22 protein-coding genes are annotated in these 18178 nt (G+C 60.2%); 16 read left to right on the top strand and 6 right to left on the bottom strand.

The genetic code is table 11. The features are described from left to right. Positions 1 to 22 precede the first annotated feature (22 nt). Entirely contained in the window at positions 23 to 844 is an 822-nt protein-coding gene (locus tag MA07_RS01275) for an IS5 family transposase (RefSeq protein ID WP_036345733.1), read from the bottom strand. Between the two features lie 140 nt (positions 845 to 984). Between MA07_RS01275 and MA07_RS01270 the strand changes: the two genes are divergently transcribed. Further along, positions 985 to 1815: an IS5 family transposase gene (locus MA07_RS01270; protein ID WP_036345981.1), complete on the top strand. Its 831-nt coding sequence runs from the start codon at positions 985 to 987 to the stop codon at positions 1813 to 1815. 149 nt (positions 1816 to 1964) lie between these two features. Here the strand turns inward: MA07_RS01270 and MA07_RS28385 are convergent, their stop codons facing one another. Next, on the bottom strand, positions 1965 to 2135 hold the full coding sequence (locus MA07_RS28385) for a GFA family protein (RefSeq protein WP_280114222.1): 171 nt from the start codon (positions 2133 to 2135) through the stop codon (positions 1965 to 1967). A 323-nt stretch (positions 2136 to 2458) separates the two neighbouring features. On the opposite strand from MA07_RS28385, the gene MA07_RS01265 reads away from it, so the two are divergent. The 3 genes from MA07_RS01265 to MA07_RS01255 all read left to right on the top strand — a co-directional run bounded on the left by MA07_RS01265 (position 2459) and on the right by MA07_RS01255 (position 6041). Next, positions 2459 to 3295 carry a tripartite tricarboxylate transporter substrate binding protein gene (locus MA07_RS01265; protein WP_052002705.1) on the top strand — a complete coding sequence of 279 codons (837 nt, stop codon included), beginning with the start codon at positions 2459 to 2461 and terminating at the stop codon, positions 3293 to 3295. A 116-nt stretch (positions 3296 to 3411) separates the two neighbouring features. Next, entirely contained in the window at positions 3412 to 4440 is a 1029-nt protein-coding gene (locus MA07_RS01260) for an amidohydrolase family protein (RefSeq protein ID WP_036345977.1), read from the top strand. A gap of 2 nt (positions 4441 to 4442) precedes the next feature. Continuing rightward, positions 4443 to 6041 carry an FAD-dependent monooxygenase gene (locus MA07_RS01255; protein ID WP_036345975.1) on the top strand — a complete coding sequence of 533 codons (1599 nt, stop codon included), beginning with the start codon at positions 4443 to 4445 and terminating at the stop codon, positions 6039 to 6041. A 13-nt stretch (positions 6042 to 6054) separates the two neighbouring features. Here MA07_RS01255 and MA07_RS01250 read toward each other — a convergent pair whose 3' ends face one another. Continuing rightward, complete coding sequence (locus MA07_RS01250; protein WP_036345972.1) at positions 6055 to 6474, bottom strand: cytochrome c family protein; 420 nt, start codon at positions 6472 to 6474, stop codon at positions 6055 to 6057. A gap of 387 nt (positions 6475 to 6861) precedes the next feature. Between MA07_RS01250 and MA07_RS01245 the strand changes: the two genes are divergently transcribed. The 8 genes from MA07_RS01245 to soxA are packed head-to-tail and all read left to right on the top strand — an operon-like array spanning position 6862 to position 13143. Beyond that, positions 6862 to 7320, top strand: coding sequence for a (2Fe-2S)-binding protein (locus MA07_RS01245; RefSeq protein WP_036345969.1), 459 nt, complete (start codon positions 6862 to 6864; stop codon positions 7318 to 7320). A 19-nt stretch (positions 7321 to 7339) separates the two neighbouring features. Then, positions 7340 to 9514: a molybdopterin cofactor-binding domain-containing protein gene (locus tag MA07_RS01240; RefSeq protein WP_036345966.1), complete on the top strand. Its 2175-nt coding sequence runs from the start codon at positions 7340 to 7342 to the stop codon at positions 9512 to 9514. Positions 9515 to 9569: 55 nt separating this feature from the next. After that, positions 9570 to 9839 carry a c-type cytochrome gene (locus MA07_RS01235; protein ID WP_244445115.1) on the top strand — a complete coding sequence of 90 codons (270 nt, stop codon included), beginning with the start codon at positions 9570 to 9572 and terminating at the stop codon, positions 9837 to 9839. A 9-nt stretch (positions 9840 to 9848) separates the two neighbouring features. After that, complete coding sequence (locus tag MA07_RS01230; RefSeq protein ID WP_036345960.1) at positions 9849 to 11117, top strand: NAD(P)/FAD-dependent oxidoreductase; 1269 nt, start codon at positions 9849 to 9851, stop codon at positions 11115 to 11117. 13 nt (positions 11118 to 11130) lie between these two features. Next, positions 11131 to 11565 carry a sulfur oxidation c-type cytochrome SoxX gene (gene soxX / locus MA07_RS01225; protein WP_036345957.1) on the top strand — a complete coding sequence of 145 codons (435 nt, stop codon included), beginning with the start codon at positions 11131 to 11133 and terminating at the stop codon, positions 11563 to 11565. Continuing rightward, a complete protein-coding gene (locus tag MA07_RS01220; RefSeq protein WP_036345955.1) occupies positions 11562 to 12029 on the top strand; it encodes a SoxY-related AACIE arm protein in 468 nt (155 codons plus the stop codon). The genes soxX and MA07_RS01220 overlap by 4 nt, the downstream gene beginning before the upstream one ends. Positions 12030 to 12031: 2 nt before the next feature. Further along, the gene (gene soxZ / locus MA07_RS01215; RefSeq protein WP_036345953.1) at positions 12032 to 12352 is read left to right on the top strand and encodes a thiosulfate oxidation carrier complex protein SoxZ; all 321 of its coding nucleotides are present in this window, start codon (positions 12032 to 12034) and stop codon (positions 12350 to 12352) included. Next, a complete protein-coding gene (gene soxA / locus MA07_RS01210) occupies positions 12349 to 13143 on the top strand; it encodes a sulfur oxidation c-type cytochrome SoxA (protein ID WP_052002703.1) in 795 nt (264 codons plus the stop codon). Before soxZ ends, soxA begins: the two co-directional genes overlap by 4 nt. Before the next feature lie 11 nt (positions 13144 to 13154). Here the strand turns inward: soxA and MA07_RS01205 are convergent, their stop codons facing one another. Both MA07_RS01205 and MA07_RS01200 read right to left on the bottom strand, forming a co-directional pair. Next, positions 13155 to 13553 carry a hypothetical protein gene (locus MA07_RS01205; RefSeq protein ID WP_152568676.1) on the bottom strand — a complete coding sequence of 133 codons (399 nt, stop codon included), beginning with the start codon at positions 13551 to 13553 and terminating at the stop codon, positions 13155 to 13157. Between the two features lie 462 nt (positions 13554 to 14015). Next, positions 14016 to 14225: a hypothetical protein gene (locus MA07_RS01200; protein WP_036345949.1), complete on the bottom strand. Its 210-nt coding sequence runs from the start codon at positions 14223 to 14225 to the stop codon at positions 14016 to 14018. Between the two features lie 271 nt (positions 14226 to 14496). Between MA07_RS01200 and MA07_RS01195 the strand changes: the two genes are divergently transcribed. From MA07_RS01195 to MA07_RS01180, 4 genes are all read left to right on the top strand, one after another. After that, positions 14497 to 14700, top strand: coding sequence for a hypothetical protein (locus MA07_RS01195; RefSeq protein ID WP_036345946.1), 204 nt, complete (start codon positions 14497 to 14499; stop codon positions 14698 to 14700). Between the two features lie 496 nt (positions 14701 to 15196). After that, positions 15197 to 15406 carry a cold-shock protein gene (locus MA07_RS01190; RefSeq protein WP_036345944.1) on the top strand — a complete coding sequence of 70 codons (210 nt, stop codon included), beginning with the start codon at positions 15197 to 15199 and terminating at the stop codon, positions 15404 to 15406. Between the two features lie 181 nt (positions 15407 to 15587). Continuing rightward, positions 15588 to 16736 carry a histidine kinase dimerization/phosphoacceptor domain -containing protein gene (locus MA07_RS01185; RefSeq protein ID WP_036345942.1) on the top strand — a complete coding sequence of 383 codons (1149 nt, stop codon included), beginning with the start codon at positions 15588 to 15590 and terminating at the stop codon, positions 16734 to 16736. A gap of 121 nt (positions 16737 to 16857) precedes the next feature. Further along, positions 16858 to 17238 carry a response regulator gene (locus MA07_RS01180; RefSeq protein WP_036345939.1) on the top strand — a complete coding sequence of 127 codons (381 nt, stop codon included), beginning with the start codon at positions 16858 to 16860 and terminating at the stop codon, positions 17236 to 17238. Positions 17239 to 17273: 35 nt separating this feature from the next. Here the strand turns inward: MA07_RS01180 and MA07_RS01175 are convergent, their stop codons facing one another. After that, on the bottom strand, positions 17274 to 18098 hold the full coding sequence (locus MA07_RS01175; RefSeq protein ID WP_152568675.1) for an IS5 family transposase: 825 nt from the start codon (positions 18096 to 18098) through the stop codon (positions 17274 to 17276). Positions 18099 to 18178 lie beyond the last annotated feature (80 nt).

Below are 18178 nucleotides of genomic sequence, written 5' to 3'. Positions count from 1 at the left end.
CTTAGTGCCCGTTTGAGAATTGCTACGGATGAGCGATGCGGCGGAGCATGAGGCTGCTCATGGCCACTCCGATCATAGCCTCGGAGACGTCGCAGTGCTCTTCGTAGTCGCGCACCAGCCGGCGCCAGCGCGTCATCCAGCCGAATGTTCTCTCCACAACCCACCGGCGTGGCAGTGCTTGGAAACCCTGCTGGTCGGGCAGCTTGCGTACGATCTCGATCACGAAATCCCGGTAAGCCGCCTCGCTCATCAGCCGCCCACGGTCGTAGGCCCCATCGGCAAACAGGTGCTTGAGCCACGGCCAGCGCTGACGCACGGCCTTGATGATTTGCTCGGCCCCTTGAGCATCCTGGATGTCGGCGGTTGTGAGGTTGACCATGAGCAGGCGCCCGTCTGTGTCCACTGCAATGTGCCGCTTGCGGCCCTTCACCTTCTTGGCCGCGTCATAGCCGCCTCCGCCCGGGGCTGCAGGCGCTTTGACCGTCTGGCTGTCGATCACGCCAGCCGTCGGGCTCGCCTCCCGGCCTGAGCGCTCGCGGTCCAGCATGAGAGCGACATCGTGCAGGGTCTGGAACAGCAGGCGGCGGACAAAGCGCCGGAACCACCAATACACCGTCTGCCACGGCCCGAACTCATGCGGCAGCATGCGCCAGCCGCAGCCGGTGCGAGCCAGATAGCGGATGGCGTTGAGGATCTCGCGCAGATCCACCTTGGGCTTGCGGCCACGCCGGGTGGGTTGAGGCAGGATCGGCCTGATCCGCTGCCATTCCTCATCGGTCAGGTCGGTCGGGTAGCGCTGCCGCTCAAAGGCCTTCTGGCGCTCACGATGCTCTTTGGTCCACATCCGGCTCATGTGGACTCAAGACTAGCCCAATCTAACCCACTGCGACATTCTCAAACAGGCTCTAAGTATCTGATTCAACATAGGTTTGGAGCTGGCTGCTGCGGCGGATGTGGGCTGTTTGACGATCCAGGAGCCCCGCCATGGATGCCTGTTCTTATGCCAGCGATCTCAACGATGCCGAGTGGGCGCTGCTCGAGCCCCTCGTTCCCCGCAGCCATCCAGCGGGACGGCGGCAGACCTATCCGTTGCGCCGCATCGTCGATGCCATCTTCTATCTGCTGCGCACCGGCGCGCAGTGGCGCCTGCTGCCGCATGAGTATCCTCCGCGGTGCACCGTTTTCTACCACTACGCCCAGTGGCGTGAGGATGGCACCTGGGAACATGTGAACCAGGCTCTGCGGGAAAGCTACCGCCGTGCGATCGGCCGGTCTCCTCAACCGAGGGCGGCGATCATCGACAGTCAATCAGTCAAGACCACCGAGATGGGTGGGCCGCGCGGCTATGATGGAGGCAAGAAGATCAAGGGCCGCAAGCGTCATCTGCTGGTTGATACGCAAGGCAATCTGCTGAAGAACAGCGTGCATCCCGCCGACATTCATGATCGCGCCGGAGCCGAACTCCTGTTGGAAGGTCTGCAGCATCTCTTCCCGGCCATTGAGCTGATGTGGGCCGACACCGCCTATCGTGGGCTGAAGGACTGGCTCCAGAAGGCCTTGAGCTGGAGATTGTCCATCCCGCAGCATTGGTGGAGCGGCGGAACTTGGATGCGGATTGACGCGGAGCCGCCGACGCGCCCGAGTGGCTTTCAGGTGCTTGCGAGGAGGTGGGTTGTTGAACGAACGATCGCCTGGCTGACCACAAACCGGCGACTGGCCAAGGACTACGAACGCTTGGTCGAGACCGGCGAGATGCTGCTCTACCTCGCCATGAGCCGCATCCTGCTGCGTCGCCTCACGCGGAAAGAAAGATAATTGCTCACCAGCCTCTTAGAGGCTGATTGGGTTTGGTTCTGCTTCCCAGAAAACCGGATTGGGAAGCGTATGGGAAGCAAGCTCGACGCAATGAGCTTGTCCCCTGCTATCGCATCGGTTCACCCGTAGGTCGAACGCTACTGCCAGAATCAACGAACGTCAGGAGTCAGCCAGCGAGCGGACCTTGTTACGGTCGCGCTGAATGACTCAGATTGACCCAAACCGGACGTAAAGCTCTGGAAAGCTTCTTTCGGCACAACTATGAGAGCCGCACAGGCGCTGCCGGTTGCCTGCTGGTAGTCGCGACAATGGCATTTCAGTATCGGATCGGCTTAGTCCCGTCTCACACCGAATTATTATGCAGGTGCATCCGCCATCCATCGGCTCCATCCTGCTCCCTTGTCCAAAGCTTTAAGAACTCCATTCTTCTTACCAAGAGGAGGCCGGAATAAGCCGGTAACTGCGCGCCAACGCAGCCTCGCAAGAAATGATTCGGAGGAAGCCCATGGCGGTATTGTCGCGCCGCGGCCTGCTCGCTGCCTTGGCGATGTCGGCTGCCGTACCTGGCCTTACACAGGCTCAGGGACTGACAGATAGGAACATTTTCATAATTGTCCCCTTCACTCCAGGCAGCGGGCCTGATGTGCTGGCGCGTATTGTCGGGGAGGAGCTGCGCAAACGGTGGAACCAGCCGGTCATCATCGACAACAAGCCAGGTGCCAGCGGCAACATCGGTGCGGCCGCGGCGGCTCGTACCGAGCCTGATGGCCATACGATCCTGCTCAGCGTCAACACGTTCCTGATGAACGCCGCGCTCTCCAAGAGCCTGCCCTACGATCCCGTGAAGAGCTTCGCGCCAATCGTCGAACTTGCTACAGGATCGCTTGTTCTGGCCGTCCATCCCTCGATTCCGGTCAAGAGCACACGGGAACTGATCGCCTACGCCAAGGATAAGCCCGGCCAAGTCACCTACGCATCGCCCGGACGTGGGACGCCGCAGCACCTCGCGATGGAACTGTTCAAGCTCACGGCTGGGGTGGATCTCCGGCACGTCCCCTACACGGGTTCCGCCGGCGCCGTGAAGGATCTGGTGGGCGGGCATGTGGGCGCAATGTTCGTCCCGGTGCACACCGTACTTCCGATGGCGGCTGAGAACCAAGTTCGACTGCTCGCGCTCGGAAGCGAGAAGCGCACCACGCTTGCGCCGGATGTGCCGACCTTAGCGGAAGAGGGGGTCAGCGGGTTCGAGGTTGATCTCTGGTATGCCTTGAGCGCTCCGGCGGGCACGCCGAAGGACATCATCGACCGCTACAACAAGGTCGTGAACGAGATCTTGGCCTCACCCGATGTCCGCGACCAGTTCGCCAAGCAAGGGCTCGTGCCGGTCGGCGGCTCGCCGCAGCAGTTGGCCGCCCTCATCGAGAAGGACCTGCCCCGCTGGGCGAAAGTGGTCAAGGACGCGGGCATCACCCAGGAATAGGCGCTCGAACCGGTTCCGTGTGCAAAGCGATCAGCAAGGTCCAATGCGAGCTTTGTCCTGGCTGACCGCCAGAACACCAAGCTCCATTCCACAAGACATTTCATGAGGAGATTTCGATGAAGCGGATCGATGCGTTCACGCACTTCTTTCCGAAAGGCTACTACGATTTGATGGGAGAAGTAGCGGGCCACATGGGAGATATGGTTCGCCGTGCCCGGGCCATCCCGGCGATCCACGATCTCGACGAGCGCTTCCGCGTGATGGACAAGTTCCCCGATTATGCGCAGGTTCTGTCACTGCCGGCTCCGCCGCTGGAGATCATCTCGGGAGGCAATCCGGATACGGCGCTCGAACTTGCCAAGCGCTGCAATGATGGGCTGGCGGAACTGTGCGCCAAATATCCTGACCGCTTTCCTGCCTTCGTTGCCCAGACGCCTCTTGCAACGCCGGATGCCGGCGTCGCGGAAACCCAGCGCGCGATCCGCGATCTCGGCGCGATCGGCACTCAGATCTACAGCAATGTGGCTGGCAAGCCGCTCGACCGGCCGGAATTCGAAGCTTTCTTCGCGGCCATGAACGACCTTCGCAAACCCATATGGCTGCATCCGTCCCGAGGCGCCAACCATCCGGACTATCTCGATGAGAAGAAGTCGCTCTACGAGATCTGGTGGACCTTCGGCTGGCCCTACGAGACCAGTGTCGCCATGGCGCGGCTCGTCTTCTCGCAGACGCTCGACAAGTATCCAAACCTCAAGATCATTGCGCACCATCTCGGCGCCATGGTCCCCTATTTCGAAGGGCGCGTCGGACCAGGGTGGGATCAGCTTGGCAAACGCACCTCCGACGAGGACTACTTCTCCCTCCTGAAGAGCCTCAAGAAGCGTCCGCTGGACTACTTCAAGCAAGATTTCTACGCCGATACTGCCGTGTTCGGCTCCAGGGCGGCAACCATGTGCGGGCTCGAGTTCTACGGCATCGATCATGTCGTCTTTGCATCCGACTGCCCGTTCGATCCCGAGCAGGGACCCGGTTACATTCGTGAAACCCTTCAGATTCTTGAGGGACTAAACTTATCCAAAGAGGATAAGGAGAAGATCTACTTCCGGAATCTGGAAAAGCTCACCGGGCATAGCTTCTCAAGCTGATAATGAGCGACTTGAAACAGGAAGACACCGAGGTCGTCATCGTCGGAGGCGGCCCTGTCGGTATAGGACTAGCGATTGAACTTGGGCAACGTGGAATCCACTGCGTTGTCGTCGAGCGCTACACGTCTCCGCAACCCATTCCAAAAGGCCAAAATCTGACCCAGCGAACAATGGAGCATTTCTATTTTTGGGGTGCGGAGAAGGCCCTGCGTGCTGCGAGAACGATCCCGCGTGAATATGGCATTGGAGGTTTGACCGCGTATGGGACTCTTCTTGGAGGCTATACCTACGACTGGCTTCAGCGGGAACTCGTAAGGCCGTTCTATTTCACCGATAACGAACGGCTGCCGCAATACGCAACAGAGGCGGTGCTCCGGCAGCGTGCCGCCGAGATCCCGGAAGTGCGCACACTGTACGGGTGGAGCGCTGAGGAGGTAAACCAAGACGTTGATGGCGTACATGTCGTCATCGCGAAGCGGGGCGGAGATGACCGCCGAGTTCTGCGTGCCCGATACCTTGTAGGCTGTGATGGCAGCAGGTCCCTGGTGAGGGAGCAGAGCGGCATCACACAGATCCGCACGGACCACGACCGGCTGATGGTCCTTCTGGTGTTCCGCTCCGAAGGCCTCCACCAGCTCCTGGAGCGCTTTCCTGGCAAATCATACTACAATGTTCTTGATCCTGAGCTGAAGGGATACTGGAAGTTTTTCGGCCGTGTGGATCTCGGAACAACGTGGTTCTTCCATGCACCTGTCCCCCTTGGAACGACCAAGGAAAATTTCGATTTCAGGCTGTATCTTCATTCCGCCGTAGGGGCGGAGTTCGACGTGGAGTTCGAGCATATCGGCTTCTGGGACCTGCGGTTTGCCACGGCTGATACTTACCGAAAAGGCCGTATCTTCATTGCGGGTGATGCCGCGCACAGCCATCCGCCTTATGGTGGCTATGGCATCAATACCGGCTTCGAGGATGCCGTGAACCTTGGCTGGAAGCTTCCTGCCGTGTTGCAGGGGTGGGCCGGGTCTGGGCTCCTGGATACCTACGACGAGGAGCGAAGGCCGGTCTTTGAGACGACGGCACGGGATTTTATCGAGCGGGCAATCGCGGCTGATAGGCACTTCCTTGATACATACAATCCGGATCGTGACCGGAGCATGTTCGAGCGTGAATGGGAAGCCCGTAGCTCCGGCGCGAAGGCCGAGATCAATGCCTTCGAGCCCAACTACCGCGGCTCCTCGATTGTGTGGGGAAGCCCTGGAAGCGGCTGCAGCGCTCTCGGTTCACATCGTTTCGAAGCACGCGCGGGACATCATCTCGCGCCTTTGCTTCTCTCGTCAGGTCGCAACATCTATGAGGATCTCGGTCAGGGCTTTTCGCTCCTGGGCCTGGACGTCGATGAAAGGACTCTGCAATCCTTCGAAGAAGCCGCCAAACAATTGCGCCTGCCCCTCAAGATCATCAGGGATACCTGCGATGCCGGACGCGAGCGATATCGGGCAAGATTGATCCTCATCCGCCCTGATCAGTTCGTCGCCTGGGCTTCCAGCGACAGCAACGCTGACGGAGCAGAGATTCTGAGGCGGACTATTGTTGCAGGGTAGCGGAAAACACGGCCTATTGACCTGCAACCGTGATCCCACTCTGGGTAGACGCAGCCTTCTGGCCTGAGGCATCGAACTGCTTGAGGTAAGCGATCAAGTCCTTGATCCTCTGCTCGTCCTTGAGGCCGGCATAGACCATCTTGGTCCCAGGAATTTTGGCCCGCGGGTCCTTGATGTAATCGGAGAATATCGCCTCATCCCAAGTGATTCCGGAGTTTTTGTTCGCCGGTGAGTAGTTGTAGCCTTCCACCGTCCCGGCCTTCCGTCCGAACAAGCCATTGAGTACCGGGCCAACCGCGTTCTTCGCCGTGGGGCCAACCTGATGGCAGGCGCGGCATTGCGAAAACACTCTCTCGCCGGCTGCTACATCCTGCGCCTGAACCATCGTCGGGCTGAATGCCAGCGTGACCGATATGAGAACAGCAACGCGCATGGGAGAGCCTGTAAGTGGTACCGCGGTTCAAAGCACAACAGGAGAGCGGCAATGCGGTTTCATAAGCTCTGCGGGTATGAGCGGCGATGCTACTTCCGGATAGCTGCGATCACTTCGCACTACATGGATTGATGCATCGCACAATAGACGTGTGCGATGCATCAATAATTTCATTCCTGTTTTCAGATCACACCCAAATAATCGATAATGACATCTTGCTGTATTAAGGCGAAGGCAAAGTCGCTGGATAGTGAGGTGAAATGAAGGAACGTCGAAGCGATCTTCCTTTTGGTCACGAATGATTGACTGGAATTCGAAGCGTTCTAAGATTCATAGTTTAGTTATTGCATGACGACGCGCCCATAATCAAAAATTGGGAGGAACGAGATGGTCAGCCTGACGATCAATGGAACGGTTCACCAAGTCGATGCTGAACCAGACACGCCTCTGTTGTGGGTGATCCGCGAGCAGGTCGGACTGACCGGCACGAAGTATGGCTGCGGCGTTGCGCAGTGCGGCGCCTGCACCGTCCATGTAGACGGCGTTGCCACACGTTCCTGCAGTCTCCCGGTATCGGCGGTCACGCCCGAACAGAAGATCGTGACGATCGAAGGTTTGTCTCCGGACACATCGCACCCGTTGCAGAAGGCCTGGCTCGAACTTGATGTTCCGCAATGCGGCTATTGCCAGACAGGTCAGATCATGGCCGCCGCGGCGCTCCTTCAGGCCAATCCCAGCCCCTCCGACGAGGACATCGTGGCCGAGATGACGAATATCTGTCGATGCGGAACCTACAACCGCATCAAGGCGGCCATTAAGCTCGCTGCCTCAGAGAACCGCGGCTGATCGGGATCGGGAGGAACCAATGACTGCTGCACTGGATGTGTCTCGCCGCTCATTTCTCGTCGGTTCCGCTGCTGCGGCCGGAGGGCTGGCGCTGGGCTTCAATGTTCCCTTGACCGGGGATGCGCTTGCGCAAACCACCCCGGAGATCAATGCTTGGGTGATGGTAAGGCCGGATGAAACGGTGGTGGTGCGGATCGGTCGCGTCGAGATGGGGCAGGGCACTCTCACCGGCCTCTCCCAGCTCGTTGCTGAAGAGCTCGAATGCGACTGGTCGAAGGTCACGACCGAGTATCCAACTCCAGGCCAGAACGTTGCACGCAGCCGCGTTTGGGGCAATTTCCAAACTGCCGGAAGCCGGGGCGTTCGGGACTCGCATGATTACATGCGCAAGGGAGGTGCCGCCGCCCGGCAGATGCTGATCCAGGCCGCCGCCAACGGGTGGGGAGTGCCGGCCAGCGAGTGCACAGTGGCGAAAGGCGTCATCACTCACTCTTCCTCAGGCCGCACGATCACCTATGGCAAGGTTGCCGAGGCGGCGTCGAAGCTCGAGGCTCCGAAGGACGTCCAGCTCAAGGATCCCAAGGACTGGACGATTGCCGGTAAACCCCTCAAGCGGCTCGATACGGCCGAAAAGCTCAACGGCTCGCAGATCTACAGCATCGACGTGAAGCGTCCGGGGATGCTCAATGCTGCCATCAAGGCCTGCCCGGTGTTCGGCGGAAAGCTCAAGAGCTTCGATGCCGCACAGGTCCAAGGCATGCCCGGAGTCAAGAAGGTCGTTGCCGTCGGCGACAATGCCGTCGCGGTCGTGGCCGACACGTGGTGGCGCGCCAAGACGGCCCTCGACGCCCTTCCCATCGAATGGGACGGTGGGCCGAATGCCGCCCTCTCCAGCGAGAGCATCGATCAGATGCTCAAGGAGGGGTTGAAGGCGGAGCAGGCTTTCGTCGGCAACCAGGCCGGTGATGTCAAAGCCGCCATCGCGGGTGCAGCCAAGAAGGTGGAAGCCGAATACGGTTTCCCATACCAGCATCATGCCACCATGGAGCCGATGAACGCCACGGCTCTGTGGACCAATGAGAGGTGCGAGGTCTGGACGGCAACTCAGAATGCCGAGGCTGCTCTCGCTACAGCCGTGACGGCCTCGGGCCTGCCGATCGAGAAATGCGACGTCTACCGCCAGAATCTCGGCGGCGGCTTCGGCCGGCGCGCCACAAGCCACGATTACGTCCGTCAGGCGGTCCTGATCGCCAAGGAGATGCCCGGCACCCCCGTGAAGCTGATCTGGTCCCGTGAAGAAGACATGCTGCACGGGCATTATCACCCCATCACACAGGCCAAGATGGTCGGAGCTCTCGATGCGGACGGGAATCTGACCGGACTGCACATGCGCATCTCGGGCCAGTCCATCCTGGCAGGCGTCAATCCCCAGGGCCTCCAGAACGGACGGGACCCAGCCACGTTCCAGGGTTTGAATCCGACAGGGACGGAGGGTGTGCTCGGCTACACGATTCCGAACCTGCTCGTCGATCACGCCATGCGAAATCCGCCAATCCCGCCAGGCTTCTGGCGCGGCGTGAACAACAACCAGAATGCTCTGTACCTCGAGTGCTTCATGGATGAACTGGCGCATGCTGCCAGCAAGGATCCGCTGGAGTTCCGGCGCAAGCTGCTCGTCAACCATCCCAAGCACCTCGCCGTGCTCAATGCGGTGGCTGAGAAGGGAGGCTGGGGCACGCCGGCGCCGCAGGGCGTCTACCGCGGACTTGCCCAGCACATGGGCTATGGCAGCTACGTTGCAGCCTGTGCGGAGGTCTCGGTCGGCGACAACGGGGTGCTGAAAATCCATCGCATCGTGGCGGCGACGGATTGCGGCCATGCCGTGAATCCTCAGCAGATCGCAGCCCAGATCGAAGGCTCCTTCGCCTACGGCCTGACCGCCCTGCTTTACGGCGAGATCACTCTGAAGGGCGGCAAGGTGGAGCAGGAGAACTTCGACTCCTACCAGATGATGCGCATGGACGAAATGCCCGAAGTCGAATCCATTGTAATGCCGTCAGGAGATTTCTGGGGCGGCGTCGGCGAGCCGACGATCTTCGTGGCGGCGCCGGCGGTGCTGAATGCTATCTTCGCTGCAACCGGCAAACGCATTCGCTCCGGTCCATTGACGAAAGCCGACCTGCGCAGGGCTTGAGGCCATGGGCAGGGGGCGTCTGGCATCTGCTCTCACGCTGGGAAGCATGATGTCGATGGCGGTCACCATGATGGCCGAAGCAGTGCCGGCAGCGGCTCAAGGCGTGGCGCCCCCCGGCGCCACAGCCTGCTCCGGCTGTCATGGCCCAGTCGCTCCCGGTGCGGCTGTTGCTCCTCTTCACGGCCGCCCCTCGGAGGAGATCGTTGCTGCCATGCAGGACTTCCGGACGGGCCAGCGTCCGGCGACTGTCATGGATCGTATCGCCAAGGGCTTCACGGACGAGGAAACCCGCGCCATTGCATCCTGGCTCAGTCAGCAACCCTGAGAGGTCGGCATGTCTCAAGCCCTGACCCGAAGGACGATTCTGAAAACGGCAGCCATTGGAGCAGCCGCCGCTACATTCTCCTGCCGGACGGCTGCCCAGACCCCGCCAAAGGTCGTCGTTGTCGGAGGCGGCTTCGGAGGGGCCACGTGCGCCAGGGAACTGAAGCGGAGGGGACTGGCTGTAACCCTCGTCGAGGCGAGCGCTGTCTATACCGCGTGCCCGTTCAGCAACGCGGTGCTTGCCGGCCTGCGTCCCATTGAGGCGCAACAGTTCAAGCTCGATGCTGTCGAAAAGGCTGGAGTTGACATCGTCCAGAAAATGGCGACCGGCGTCGATCCGCAAACGCGGCGCGTCGCACTGGAGGATGGCTCGTCGCTGGATTACGACCGTCTCGTTCTCTCTCCGGGAGTGGACATCAGGTTCGATGCCTTGCCCGGCTACGACGAGGCGGCAGCCGCAATCATGCCGCACGCGTGGAAGGCTGGAGAGCAGACGCTCCTTCTGCGGCGCCAGCTCGAAGCCATGGATGACGGTGGTACCTTTGTCATGGCGGCTCCCGGCAATCCGTTTCGCTGCCCGCCGGGGCCGTACGAGCGCGCGAGCCTGATCGCGCATTACCTTAAGACGCACAAGCCGCGTTCCAAGCTCCTCATCCTGGATGCAAAGGACAGCTTCTCCAAACAGCGCCTGTTCCAGGCTGCGTGGCAGGATTTCTATCCCAACATGATCGAGTGGGTGTCCCTGTCGACTGGTGGCAAGGTCATCGAAGTCGATGCGAAGACCAAGACGCTGGTCACCGATTTCGGACGGCATACCGGCGACGTCGTTAACGTCATCCCGCCGCAGCGGGCCGGCCGGATCGCACAGGTAGCCGGCGCTGCGGATCGGAGCGGATGGTGTCCCATTGATCCCGTGACCTTCGAGTCGCGCCTTCAGCCGAATATTCACGTAATCGGCGATGCCTCGATTGCGGGCGGCATGCCGAAGTCGGCTTTCTCCGCTAACGCCCAGGGCAAGGTCTGCGCTGCGGCAATCGCGAGCCTTCTCCGAGGCGAGGGTCCGACCGAGCCAAAGCTCATCAACACCTGCTACAGCCTCGTGGCGCCCGATTACGGGATTTCCGTCGCCGGCGTGTACAGTCCGCGCAATGGGGTGCTGACCGACGTGGAGGGGGCTGGCGGCACCAGCCCTGTGAACGCACCGCCTTCCTTCAGGGCTCAGGAAGCTGTCTATGCCGAAGCATGGTTCCAGACCACCACCAGTGAAGTCTACGGCTGATGCGCTCTCTGCGATGGCTCTGGCCCTCCTCGCCATCTATCCCAGGCAGGTCATGGCCGAGGCCCTGCGCCCGTATGAGGTCGTTGGTGACGCCATCCCGGAGTCGCTGACAGGCGTCAGGGGGGATCCTGCCCGCGGTCGTGCCATCGTCGTGGATCGTCAGAAAGGCCTTTGTTTGCTGTGTCATGCCGGCCCGTTTCCGGAGCAGCGCTTTCAAGGAAACCTCGCCCCCGACCTGACAGGGGCCGGAACCCGCTGGTCGGAAGGTCAGCTGAGACTTAAGATCGTCGACAGCAGGCGGCTGAATCCTGCGACAATCATGCCGCCCTACTACAACATGGATGGTCTCGTCCGCGTCGGGCGGAACTGGCAGGATAAGCCCGTGTTGAGCGCAGAGCAGGTCGAGGACGTGGTAGCGTTCCTCACAACGCTAACGGAGACGCCATGAGCCGGAAGCCAAGACCCGTTGGGACGTCGAGACGCGAGATACTTGCAGCCGGCGCGGGAGCTCTGGCGCTGATCGTCGCTCGCCCTGCTCGGGCTACGCCTGAGAGCATGGCTGACGCCATCAAGGCCTTCGTCGGCGAGGCGGAGGTGCGCGAGGGGAGGGTAACCCTCGAGCTTCCCGCACTCGTAGAAAACGGCAACTCCGTACCCTTGACTGTGAAGGTCGACAGTCCGATGACCGCACAGGATCACGTGAAGAGGATCGCCGTCTTCAATGAACGCAATCCGCAGCCGAACGTAGCGCTCTTCTATTTGAACCCACGGGCCGGACGGGCCCTCGTTTCCACCCGCATCCGCTTGGGGGACTCCCAAAACATCGTCGCAATTGCTCAGCTGAGCGACGGCACGTTCTGGTCCGACAAGGCCGAGCTCATCGTCACTTTGCCGGCCTGCGTGGAGAGTTGAACATGGCACGCGCACTCATCAATGTTCCCGCCAAGGCCAAGCGTGGCGACATCATCGAGATCAAAGCCCTCATGTCGCATCCGATGGAGACGGGATATCGAACCGGGCCCGACGGAGCGCTCGTGCCGCGCGACATCATCAATCGTTTCATTTGCACATATAATGGCGAGGAGATCTTCAGCGCGGATCTATTCCCGGCCATCGCCGCCAACCCGTTTTTCTCCTTCACCACCATCGCCATGGAGAGCGGACGCATCGCGTTCCGATGGATCGACGACCGGGGGCAGGCGCATCTCGAGACAGCAGAGATCGCGGTCGAATGAACAGGGTGCTGAAGGGCTTTGCGCAGGCCGCTTGGTTCGGGGGCGCACTGAGCCTTTCCATCCCTCTTGCCTTTGCTGAATCGCCGCTGTCGGAGCGAAAGTCCGGGTTCGAGTTCATGAGCCCGGAATCGCAGGCGACCCAGCAGGACGACTTCTCAAACCCAGGCATGCTGTGGGTTGCCGAGGGCGAGGCGCTCTGGAACGCGAAGGCTGGTGCGACCGGGCGCTCCTGCGCCGGGTGCCATGGAGATGCGGCAGTGAGCATGAAAGGCGTTGCCGCGCGCTACCCTGTCTTTTTTGCCGGGAGCGGACGACCGATTGATCTCCAAAGCCGCATCAATGTCTGCCGCAAGACCAATCAGGACGCGACACCTTTTCCGCTCGAAAGCCGGGAGCTCCTCGCGCTCTCGGCTTTCCTTGGAAAGCAGTCGAGAGGCATGCCAATTACGACGGGTGAGGACAAGCGCCTCGAACCGTTCCGTGCGCGGGGGCAGGAGCTTTATGAGCAGCGGCAGGGTCAACTGAACTTCTCCTGCGCCAATTGTCACGATGGCAACTGGGGCAGGAAGCTTGCCAGCAGCGTCATCCCTCAGTCCCATCCGACAGGTTACCCTCTCTATCGCCTGGAATGGCAGAGCATGGGCTCCTTGCAGCGGCGGCTGCGAAACTGCATGGTGGGTGTGCGGGCTGAGCCGTACCCCTACGGCTCGCAGGAATATGTCGATCTTGAACTGTTCCTGATGACCCGCGCCAGGGGCATGCCCTTGGAAACACCAGCCGTTCGGCCCTGAAGGGGCGCGGGCTAGCCGTTCGTAGGCTTATCCCCCAGCTTGGGTCCCACGGTCAGGGAGATGGCCTCCCCCTGCTTGAGCCCATAGGCGGCAAGAGCCTGGCTCAGTTCCTGTGCCGCGGCACCGGCCCTGACTTGATCGCTGGAGATCTTCTTGTTCCAATTATCGGACTCGTTCTCCGGGGGCGTCCAGCCAAGGCGCTTGAGCACTTCGGGGGCATCCTCCTTCATGAGAGGGTAATTGAACTTGCTGACAGCCTCGGCGAGCAGCCCATCCTCGGATCGGATGACGGAGACGAAGTACTTTTCCTTCTCACTGTAGACCTTCGCGGTCATATCCGGCTGCGATGCTACGAAGGCCACCAGGTCAGACAGGCACTTCTCGCTGAAGCGCCTCAGTTGCTGGGTCATCGTCCCTGAGCACGACGTTTCTTCAGCCTGCTGAGCAACCGCTGCTCCCGAAACGGGGGCAGAGACGAACAGCATGAAGGTTGCAACCTGAAGATTCCTTTGCCAGCAGATCATCGGGCTCCTCCCCACGTGGGCGATACCAACCAACAAAGCCTAGGATTTTCGGTTCCTCAAGATCGATTGCATTCGACGGGAGGTGGTACTCGACTTACTTAAGCCCGTCACTATTTCGACTCCTCACCTTCGTCCATTAAGACATTATAACATCAATTTTGCGGTACTCGGCAGTAATGATTGAGCATATCAATTGCAGCCGAAATTCAAAGGAAGTGAATGGCCGCTGTTGGCACGAAGCGGAAGTAGGCCGAATGTCCGTGATACCCCGAGAACCGGACATTGGACCAAGTACCAATTGCCTGAGCCTGTCCGTTTCGGGCGGCATGATCCGATGTCTTTCCATACCTATTTGTTGTCAGTTCCCGGATCGGGCACCGACAGTACGGAATGGGCCTTCTGATGGTAGTGTGTCGCATCACCAATCAGGATCTTGGCCAATCCGTCGATCTCCTGCACGACGCGGTCGACTTGGCGGTAGTCCGGCCCGCCGATTGGGATATCTGCCAGCGTTCGCGTGAGGCTCCCCAAGCTCCCTACGCTGATCGACAGTCTCATTGAGGCCGTTCGTGCTGGGGAGCTGGACTCGGCCATCGCTACTGCTGCCGCTGAGCGTGGGCGGCTTCTGAACCGCAATGGGAAGCCAAAGGCCACTTGAGTTCGCGACAGTCGAGCTCGGCTCCGTAGTCATGAGCAGTCGACGGAGCCGAGCTCAAGATCGAGTCAGTGACTTCGTTCGTCGGTTGGTCGGTAGAGTGCGGTAGGGACGCGTCTCTAATTAGGGGCTCGGCTGCCGACCAGCTCAAGGATCTAGAGATGGAATTCGTACATGGGCCGCAAAGTGATCAAAGACCGCAACTCCCGCGTACTCGGCTACATCGAGACGATGCCAGACGGACGACAAAAGGCGCTCAATGCTAACTTTCGGACGCTGGGCTACTACGATCCTCGACGAGATGTCACTGCGGACGCGAACTTTCGGACGCTTGCGCGAGGGAACGTACTGTCGGCTCTCGTCTACGACGCGGACTGAGGGCGTGTCGGTCCACCTGGGCACTGTAGTAGTGTAACGCCAAGTGCGAAGCCTCTGGAAGAGCTTCTCAGGGGCATTTTGACCCGATCCAGTGGGCGTCCAAACAGCTTTGCTCAATAAACTTGCTAGGCCGCAAAGATGCCCCCAGCAGGATCTCGACAGGTCAGTTGCTAGACTGACCAATCAATCTGCTCCAGCTGCATCGCGTTCAGGCGCTTATCAGACGACATGCCAATGTTGATGGCAGATATTGAGAGGGCTCCGGCCCACCACAGGTCCTGTCGAGGGTATGTTTCCCATCCAACCTTGCAATCCGGCATAGAAGCCTCATATTCAGTTTATCGACTTTGGCCGAACAATCGGGCCGTTTCGCTAATGGCTATGCCAGGCGCACGTTCAGACACTCTCCCCAAACATCGACGAACCCGAGCACAGGGCCGCATTGTTGCGCAACCTGCAGGCTCACGTGCACTCAAGCATACCCAAGGATATTCCCATGAACACGGGCACCGTAAAATTCTACAACGATCAAAGAGGCTTCGGCTTCATCCAACCGAGCAACGGCAGCAAGGACGTGTTCGTCCATGCCACCGCGCTGGAGCGCGCTGGCATGCGCGGCCTCGTTGAAGGCCAGAAGGTTGCCTTTGATACGGCAGAAGACCGCCGGTCCGGCAAGATCGCCGTCAACAACATCGAGGCGGCATAAGGCCCGTTCCGTCGGTGCAGGCTTATCCGCACTGAGGCATTGAGGCCGCTCCCGCTTGGGGGCGGCTTTTTATTTGCACCTGTGACGCTGCCACTGCGCAGTCAGCGGAAGTGGGTTGAGCCGCGATGTCAGCCGAACACCTCAAGTCCCCTCATTGCATTCACATCATACGGGATTGGCCATGAACGAGTTCGAGGAGAACAAGGTTGATACCCCTGAACGGTCTGTGTCTGAGCGCCATATTGAGGCTGTCCGGCAGCAAGGCGGCCTGTTTGTCGAGGCCGTTCGCCGGACCCGCATGCCGATGCTCGTGACCGACGCCACCCTGCCAGGTAACCCAATCGTTTTTGTCAACCAGGCGTTCGTCGACTTGTCGGGCTACAGCATGGATGAGTTGCTCGGGCAGGACCCGCACTTCATGAATGGCCAAGGTACCGACCCCGAGGCCATTCGGCGCTATGAGGCCGCCATCCTAGAGGGGCGGGACGAAACGCTGGAAATCCTTCAGTACCGCAAGGACGGCGCTCCCTTTCGGGCGATGCTGTTCGCCAGCCCGGTCGATGATGGGCAGGGCACCGTCACTAATCATTTCCTCTCCTATCTCGACATCACCCGGCGCTACGTCGCTGAAGAAGACCTTCGGACCCTTGCTTCTGAACTGGAGGCCCGTGTGGCGGCTCGCACCCGGGAGTTGGAAGCAGCCAACACAAAGCTGTCGGCTCTGGTTTCCGAGCGGGAGATGCTGCTGGTCGAGGTCAACCACCGGGCCAAAAACAGCCTTGCTATTGCAGCCTCCCTCTTGGCGATCCAAGGACGACGGCAGCCGGACCCGGCTGTCAGGGCTCTGTTCGAGGAGGCCCAGGATCGTCTCAACGCCATGGCGCGGGTGCACGACCTTCTCAGCAAGTCGGAAAAGGCTCAGCGCGTTGATGTGTCTGTGTACGTGGCAGACCTGTGCGAGGCCTTGAGACCGATTACGGAAAACGACGATCGCGTCCGCCTTGAGGCGAAGATGGAGCATTTGATCCTGGTGGACGCCGATACAGCGGTTCCGCTGGGCATTGTGCTCACCGAACTCATTACCAACGCTGTGAAGTATGCTTTCCCGGCACCACGGACAGGGACGATCCTCGTCCAGGCGCGCCGCAGCCAGCCGGGATGGATCGAATTGGCCGTCCGGGATGATGGGATCGGGATGTCGAGCCTTCGGGAAGGATCGCTCGGCTATGGCCTTGTCCGGTCTCTTGTTCAGCAGATCCGAGGTGAGATCGATGTTCTGAGCGAAGGCGGATTGACGGTCACGATCTCGTTCCCGGAGGCGGCCCAGTAGGCACCAGAACATAGTCCAGACGGCGCAATGGGTGGTGACGCCGATTGAAGCCGCGGTTCGCAAGAACCGAATATCATCGTGGCCTTGGGAACGAAGAGGATCAATCCCCATTCCATTCGACATGCTGGAGAGCAAACCTGACATTCGCGCGCTCATTCTCGTCGTCGAGGATGAAGCACTTGTCCGCATGATGCTGGTGGACGTGCTGGATGACGCTGGCTTCAAGGTCATGGAGGCGGCTCACGCCGACGAGGCGCTCCATATTCTCGCAGCCGTTTCTGACGTCCAAGTCGTCGTCACGGACGTGGAAATGCCACGCGGAAGCATCAACGGCTTCGAACTGGCCCGCAGAGTGCGGGAGGATCGACAGGATGTTGGTGTTGTGATTGCATCAGGACGAGTCACCCCCGCAACCGGCGAGTTGCCGGAGGGGGCTCATTTCGTCGAGAAGCCCGTTCGCTCTGAAAGACTGCTTGGGCTGATCCGAGCATTGCTCTGCTAGGGCTAAGAGTCTGACTCAGAAAGACCGGTCTGGTTTCAGGGCCTTACAAGTCTTCTGGTCAGCATCCGAATATGGGCGATGAAGATCCAAGCCACCGCACTTTCAATCGACGCTTCAAAGTCCTTGGCCAGGCGGCGGCAGCGTCCAAGCCAACCGAAGGTTCGCTCCACAACCCAGCGGCGCTTGAGGACCGCAAAGCCTTTGCCCGCGTCGGAGCGCTTGATGATCTCGATGGTCCAGTGCCCAAGAGCGGCGACGGCGTCGCGCAGCTTGTCTCCCGCATAGCCACCATCGGCAAAGACATGGCGCAGCCAGGGATAGAGGACGCGGATGGATGTCAGCACCTCCATCGCCCCGTCGCGGTCCTGGATGTCGGCGGGATGAGCGCGCAGCCCGACCAGATGGCCTTGCGTGTCGGTGATGATGTGGCGCTTGCGGCCCTTGATCTTCTTGCCGGCATCAAAGCCGCGCGGTCCACCGCTTTCCGTTGTCTTCACCGACTGACTGTCGATCACGCCCGCGGATGGGCTCGCCTCCCGGCCGACCCTCTCGCGCGAGGCGGCCACAAGGGCATGGTTGATCCGCTCGAACGTGCCATCCCGTGACCAGGCATAGAAATAGCTCTGCACAGTGGAGTATGGCGGAAACTCCTTGGGCAACTGGCGCCATTGGCAACCGGTCGCGGCCAGATACAGGATCGCCTCAACCACCGCCCGCAGACATGTGGTGCGGGGACGGCCGATCCGCCGGGCGGCGGGCATGAAGGGCTTGATCAGCGCCCATTCGGCATCGGTGAGATTGCTTGCATAACGCAGTCCGTCTCGCCGATAGTGTCGGCGAGTGGCCTCAGTCCAAACCATCGTGAACTCCATCGAATCTTCGCAAATCCGACGGAATCACAAGGGCTTGAAGCCACTCAACCTTTTTCAGTCAGCCTCTT

The sequence above is a fragment of the Microvirga sp. BSC39 genome, from assembly GCF_000739015.1.
Classification (GTDB): Bacteria; Pseudomonadota; Alphaproteobacteria; order Rhizobiales; family Beijerinckiaceae; genus Microvirga.
This window is presented reverse-complemented; position numbering and strand designations above follow the sequence as displayed.